Here is a 3,762-nt window from a genome sequence, read left to right on the forward strand (position 1 = left end):
ATCATAAATGCATCTCGAAAACCCTTTGTTGTCTATGTGTCAATTTTCACGAAATTGACCCCCACGTTTTCGCAATACTGACCCCCTGAAATTCGGTATGTTGACCCCTCTAATAATTAACACGTAACCTCTATATTTGGAGGTTTCGATGGACAAGAGGGAGTTAGCTATGTACAAGTTAGAAGATGCTGTAAAAGCGCTATTGGAGAACACTCCAATTAAGAAGATTGCTCGTCAGCAGAAGATTTCAAAAAACACTGTTAAGAAATATCGAAACCATCTAGAGATGGTACTGAATGAGAAGCCATGGATTCGAAATGACATCCAGAAAATCATGACTGAATTCCGTACTGTTCGCAAAAAAGAAAGGTTTTCTGAAAACCATGGATGGCTGGAAAACAACACAGATCTCATTGATGATTTGGCTGCTGAATGTGAGAATTATGTCAGACTATTTCAGGTACTCCAGGAAGAGAAAGGATTTGCTGGAAGCTACTCATCATTGATGAGATATGTAACAAAAAATAATGTCTTCAAAGACCGACCAGTATTTCGAATTGAATCCAAACCGGGTGAACTGGCTCAGGTTGATTTCGGATCAATCGGCAGGATTTATGATGAGCTATCCGGAGAAGAAATAAAGGCATATGTATTTGTTATGGTTCTGGGATACTCAAGGGATGCCTATTTTGAAATTGTCAGGAGTCAGGATATCCAAACCTGGTGTGATTGTCATGTCCATGCCTTTGAGCATTTCGGTGGTGTGATAAAACTTATAATTCCGGACAATCTGAAGAGTGCCATTATCAAAGCGGCCTACTGTGATCCCCTTCCCAACAGAAGCTATGCCGATTGTGCCAACCACTATGGATTTCAGATTGATCCCTGTTTACCTGGCGTCCCAGAGCATAAAGGGAAGGTGGAATCCGGCGTCAAATATGTGAAGAATAATTTCATACCATTGCGTAAGTTCAGGAATTTCAGTGATGCAAACAGGCAGCTGAATGAATGGAATGAGACCACTGCCCGAAAAAGAATCCATGGTACCACCAGACAAAAACCAATAGAACTTTTTGAAAAATATGAGAAACCAACCTTAGGGCCGTTACCGACAGAACGCTTTGAATGCCCGGTGTGGAAGAACCTTAAAGTCTGTAGAGATATCCATATTCAGTTTGATAAAGCGTACTACAGCGTTCCTCACAACCTTCGTGGATTACAGGTAGAAGCCCGGAAAACGGCTTCTCAGGTGGCTATATTCTATGAGAATGAGCTGGTTGCCATACATTTCCCTGTCTCCGCCGGGAAAAGAAGGACTAAAAAAGAGCACTATCCAGCAGATGTTGGAAAGTATATGGAGTGGGATACAGAGTACTGTCTTGTTGAAGCATTTAAGGTCGGGATCAACACACATGAGGTCGTGCACTCTCTTTTGAATAAGGAGGCGATCAGAAATCTACGCTCCGCACAGAATATTATCCGTCTTCAAAAAAAATATAATTCTGAGCGCCTTGAAGCAGCCTGTAAACGTGCCGTCTACTATGGTAACTACTCATACCGAAGCATAAAAACCATCCTGGAAGGGAGTCTGGACAAGCAAACCGATTTTGCCTTCATTACGGAAAAGCCCCTGTCAGCAACTTACGCAAGGAGTATAGATGAACTAATAAAAAAGGAGACCGTTAATGGAAACACATACACAAATTAAACAAAATCTGAAGCAGCTTCGCCTTTCCTCTATTTATGAGAATTTCGAACAGCGCCTTTCTGAAGCAGTCATGTCTAAAATGGGGTATGCAGATTTTCTGCTCCTCCTGACACAAGATGAAATCGAACGCCGGAGACAAAAGAAGCAGGAGACAACCATCAAGAAGGCAAATCTCGGAAAATATAAAAGACTCCCCTGAAAAAAGCTTATAGCGATTTCCCCAAAACCAGGGCTTTCTGAAATAATCACACCCGTTCATTCATGTTTTGTCCCCGTCAACTGAAAAGCTGCCAGGTTCGGGCTTCTGACCTGTCTAACAGCACATATTAGCTTCTCCATGGCCTCTATATCGTTGCCAGATCTCTATTTATTGGTTCTATTGGTTCCGGTGGGTTCAGGTATCTCGTAATTCTGTGGACATTTACCATCATAGCACTCAAAATCGTCATGTTGGTAATTCGATGCCGACCTCTTACAGGCATCTTGCACAGATGCCCTCCAAAGGGGTGGATGACACTGCGAACAGTACTTTCCACAGACGCCCTCTTGTTCAATACTTTACGCCCGCACTCTGCTACCTGCATTCTTTGCTGGGCAACTCGAACATCGGACGTCGTAAAATGTAATACAAACAAGTTCCGCTTCTTTAATCTCTTTGCCGGGCAGTCCTCTTTCATCGGGCAAACCTCACAGTCACTACCATCAAACCCGGCGGTAAAGCGATGTTCTGTCTTTGTAGGCCTCACTTCTCCAGAAAATCCTTGTGGACAGACAATTTCCTTAACCTCTCCAGATTCATCTGTGGACAGACGGAAATCTTCAAGTCCCAGGGTGTTTGCATATTTCTTTTTCCGACCCTTGATCCCGCTAACTTTTAGCTCAACATTATGTTTGGTTACAGCATCAGCGGCTACAGCTCCGGTATAACCAGCATCACTAAGCAGGGTTTCAAGTTCCATCCGATCACTAAGGTTTTCTACATCGCCAACCAAAAGTTCCTGGTCATCGGTTACGTTTGGAGCAACGCTTACGGTGGTAATCAACTGCAACTCATTTTTACTATCACAGGTTTCGGTGATGTTTGCTACATATCCCCGGGAAGATTCTCTACTCTTGGTTCTGAAGGTTGCTTCTGCGTCATCTGGAGATTGCAGGCAGCGGCCATTTAACTCTTTTTTGTCCTTGATGGAAACGCTTTCTTTAATGCAGAAATGTTCCCTAAAAACCTGTTTTGCATCAAGATATCCTTTCTCTGCTCCATACCGTCCGTGGAATATTTCCAGCATCTTGGCAAGATCACACCCAAGATTTTCCACCCGGCCTGCAACCTCATCCCGCTCCAGCTTATAGCAATAGTGTAGAGAATCCTGTTTTATATAGGAGTGAAAGAGTTCCTCATGCTTCTTTTTTTCATTCTCACTCAACATGCGATGAAATCGGTGGATAATTTCAACCAGGAGCTGTAAGCGGCTCATCTTGCGAATATTACTCTGCACCATGGTTGAATCCATTCGTTGGAGGCCTGTTCTCATCTGAAACTGTTTAAGTTGCTCATCGGTGATCTGCTCACTGGCTAGCCGAATCAGATTCACCCCATGCTCGGCTTCATAGGCAGCAAGTGCCGCACGGAAATTATAGATGGTACGCAGTTCAAAATGTCCTTCATCAAAATCATGGAGTCCAAGGGCATAACGAAATTGAAGATCAAATAGGAAATGATTATAGAGCTTTTCATCGCTAATGCTAAAGCCGGACTTCAAGGTTTCAAAAGCAACCAGGAGATTTATGGGGGTATTCGGTCTGGACTTCTTTGTGCTGTAGAGGACTGAAAATACTGATTCGTCCAGCCTACAAAAATATTCTTGATAAAAAACAGGGGCCCAGGATGTATCCAACTTATGCTTTGCCGATTTTGAAAGCTGATCGACTACTGTAAACATCCTCTGCTGCCTGTGCTGGTCATTTTTACGAAACATTTGACACCCCCGCACAGAATTTTATCATAGCGACGAGATTTAGGAAATTCCTAAGCTACCTTTTTTCAGGGGAGTCAT

The 3,762-nt window shown here is 43.2% G+C and carries 3 protein-coding genes; 2 read left to right on the top strand and 1 reads right to left on the bottom strand.

Annotated elements, in window-relative coordinates:
- Positions 1-169: 169 nt before the first annotated feature.
- Entirely contained in the window at positions 170-1,708 is a 1,539-nt protein-coding gene (gene istA / locus PF479_RS00765; RefSeq protein ID WP_298001245.1) for an IS21 family transposase, read from the top strand.
- A complete protein-coding gene (locus tag PF479_RS00770) occupies positions 1,686-1,907 on the top strand; it encodes an ATP-binding protein (RefSeq protein ID WP_298001248.1) in 222 nt (73 codons plus the stop codon). The genes istA and PF479_RS00770 overlap by 23 nt, the downstream gene beginning before the upstream one ends.
- A 145-nt stretch (positions 1,908-2,052) precedes the next feature.
- Here the strand turns inward: PF479_RS00770 and PF479_RS00775 are convergent, their stop codons facing one another.
- On the bottom strand, positions 2,053-3,684 hold the full coding sequence (locus PF479_RS00775) for a transposase (RefSeq protein WP_298001250.1): 1,632 nt from the start codon (positions 3,682-3,684) through the stop codon (positions 2,053-2,055).
- Positions 3,685-3,762 lie beyond the last annotated feature (78 nt).

It is taken from the genome of Oceanispirochaeta sp. (assembly GCF_027859075.1).
In the GTDB taxonomy this organism is placed as follows: Bacteria; Spirochaetota; Spirochaetia; order DSM-2461; family DSM-2461; genus Oceanispirochaeta.

Excerpts from the sequence above, each read along its gene's own strand:
- istA (WP_298001245.1), top strand. The coding sequence starts at position 170 with ATGTACAAGTTAGAAGATGCTGTAAAAGCGCTATTGGAGAACACTCCA.
- PF479_RS00770 (WP_298001248.1), top strand. The coding sequence starts at position 1,686 with ATGGAAACACATACACAAATTAAACAAAATCTGAAGCAGCTTCGCCTT.
- PF479_RS00775 (WP_298001250.1), bottom strand. The coding sequence starts at position 3,684 with ATGTTTCGTAAAAATGACCAGCACAGGCAGCAGAGGATGTTTACAGTA.